General features: G+C 40.9%; 1 protein-coding gene and 1 pseudogene. One reads left to right on the top strand and one right to left on the bottom strand.

Annotated features, from left to right (window positions below; translation table 11 throughout):
* Positions 1-803 (top strand): annotated as a pseudogene (locus tag CSQ88_RS23540) (IS3 family transposase); the annotation flags it as partial.
* A gap of 212 nt (positions 804-1015) precedes the next feature.
* Here the strand turns inward: CSQ88_RS23540 and CSQ88_RS22130 are convergent.
* Complete coding sequence (locus CSQ88_RS22130) at positions 1016-2329, bottom strand: GGDEF domain-containing protein (protein WP_099400220.1); 1314 nt, start codon at positions 2327-2329, stop codon at positions 1016-1018.
* Between the last annotated feature and the right edge of the window lie 580 nt (positions 2330-2909).

Here is a 2909-nt window from a genome sequence, read left to right on the forward strand (position 1 = left end):
CGGATATTATGCCGCTCAAAAACGCAGCAGCGCGGCGGTCATTTGCGTAGAAAGCGTGAATTTGAAAGCGGCGTTTGAGGAGAGCGAACAGACTTCTGGCAGCCGTCGTTTGATAACGGCGATGCAAACTAAAGGCTTTAAAATTGGCCGTTATAAAGTACGCCGATTGATGCAAGAAGCCGGCTTAAAGCCAGTTTGGAAAAGGAAATTTGTTAGTACAACGGATAGTAACCACGCTTTACCCGTGGCGGCGAATATTCTTAATCGTCAGTTTAACCCTGAGCAGCCCAATCAAGCGTGGGTATCTGATAATTACATATATCCGGACCCAAACTGGCTGGTTATATTTGGCGGCGGTCATGGAGCTATATTCCCGCAAAATAATTGGTTGGGCCATGGCCCCCACCATGCCTGCTGATTTGGTATGCCGAGCGTTAAAAATGGCATTAAATGCACGCCAGCCCAAAGTAGGTTTAATTATTCATTCGGACCGAGGCAGCCAATATGCGAGCCATGAATACCAAGCGTTGCTCAAGCAGCATGGTTTGGTATGCAGCATGAGCCGAAAAGGCAACTGCTGGGACAATGCGGTGATGGAGCGATTCTTCCTTAATTTGAAGATGGAACGGGTGTGGCGGCGAGATTACGCGAACTATTTGGAGGCGAGTAAAGACGTTACAGAATACATCGCCGGCTTTTACAACTGCGTCCGTTTGCACTCAGCCAGAGGCAATTTACCGCCCATTATTTATGAACAAACAATGGCAGCAAAAAAACCGATCTTGGTGTCTGTAAATACTTGACCACTACATCTTCTCGTTTGAAACGTCAACAGACCCTAGCAAAACTAACTAATTTTAAAGCCTAATTTATTTTAGACCTGAAAAAAGTAGATGATGATGTTTCAAAACTGCCGCATGGCATAGGATCAATTTTTATAGAATTTGGTGATTGATTAAAATAATCACGGATAATCTCGCAGGTACTTTCACTAATAAATTTATGGGCTCTGGCGTTATTCTGCAATTTCAACTCGGTTTCGTCCCTTTGCTTTTGCACGATAAAGGGCTTTGTCGGCTCGATGTAGCGCTTGCTTAAATAATTCATTATTTTGTCGTTCAGAGACACCAAAGCTACAGCTAAAGGCGATTCCAGCTGGCCAGCTTTGATTGTTGCATAGGAATATGCGTAGTTTTTCTGCTAATTGTACGGCTTGAGTTAGGCAGTTATTCTGACAAAGTAATATAAATTCTTCCCCCCCTAAACGAATTAATTTGTCGTCAGGCCTAATTTGCTGTTGAACTTGATCAACAAGCTGACAAAGAACTTGATCCCCTATTCCATGTCCATAGTTATCATTTATTTTTTTAAAATGATCAATATCAATAAAAATAATACTTAGTTGAGTCTGTGGCAATATATTGCTAAGTAATATATTAAGTCCCTCCCTGTTAAGCGCGAGTGTTAATGGGTCGTGCATGCTTCGTTCTGCAAGTAAACTATTTACTTCTTGTAATTTTTTCTGAGCGCTTTCTAAATGTTGCTGCCGTTCAGTGCTGCGTTGTAAAGCGCATATTGCTCGCCGAAATTCAATAGCTAACCAAAGTGCAGCACTGCCTCCCCATGCTAAGAGTAGTAATAGTTGTAGCGTATCCTTATTGATATATTTTCCGCTAAGCTCGATATAAGCTAAATCGATTTGGCGGTTAGCGTGGGGAAGGTGTCGTCCTGTTGTTAAATGAATTTCGCGTATATTTGAAAACTCGTTATGAGTCCATTTAGGTGGAATTTTTCTATCAGTAATCCACCATGATGCTACATTAAATTGATTCCCTGCTAATGAATTAGTGCTCCATCCTATGGCTCCAGGAAGAAAAACTTGATTAAATTTCTGACTACGGTAATCATTGCTTGCACTATATGCAGGGTTAAAATTAATAAGAAGTAAAACAATTTGCTCTTGAACTTCTTGATAACGATAATGAATTGTGAGCTTGTCATATTTAGAGATATCAATACCATGATTGCCTTGGCTGAGATCGAGGTCTATTGAACAATAAGGTACGCGATGGCCTGGGTTTAGCTGGCAGTCTAATCTCCAATAATCAGGGGTTGTGGTTAGCTTAGCAATACTCCTACCTAGCTGGTTATCTTCTCTGTCATCATTTGCTTTTACTTTATGAAAATTCAAAGGATCTAATCGTAAAAAATTATTCATACCATAGTGTTGCCAAAATAAAAGGCCTACTGTGCATATAATTAAAAAGCTGAGTGATAGATGAATATATTGGATGGCTTCCCACCCTCTGAGGTTTTTTTTTGTGAGCATGACCAAGCCTCAAGATAGTAATCTTGCAGTAGTATTGGTTTGAATTGCTTAAATTTCCAGTTTAAATGTTTATGCGGTAGCCCCTTCTCGGTAATACCCCTACAGAACCTGTCCATTTTTAAATAGAATTTTTTTCCCTTCTTTGAGGGAACTTTACATGAAAGTCGCGGGTAGTTTATAAAGCTAGATTATGGCGACTTTAAAGCAGGTCGAAGCCTGGGCTACGGTGCCTGATTTGTGGGGGGGGGGGGCCTGAGTTCCGCATTCTTCATCTAAGTGGCGTGCTAAGTTTTGCTGCATGAGTGTTTCCATGGTGATGCGAAGTATTCGTTTATTTAACGTAATTGATAATGTTAATTATGAAGAATTAGACATTGAAGTTGATTGCTCTTCGCATGCAGGGCGTGCGGTGCACTGCCTGAATTAAATTATTGAATAGAAGTCTGTGTTTTTCGGTAATTGTCAAAGTAGTTGAGATGTTTTTACGATTTAAGCGACCTGTAATTCCTCGCTTGTTTTAGGCTCAATGACCCGGTCCGGGTTCAATTGCACTTCATCTTACCAGCTCCAGTTTCGCGTC

Source organism: Iodobacter sp. BJB302 (assembly GCF_002735645.1).
Taxonomy (GTDB): Bacteria; Pseudomonadota; Gammaproteobacteria; order Burkholderiales; family Chitinibacteraceae; genus Iodobacter.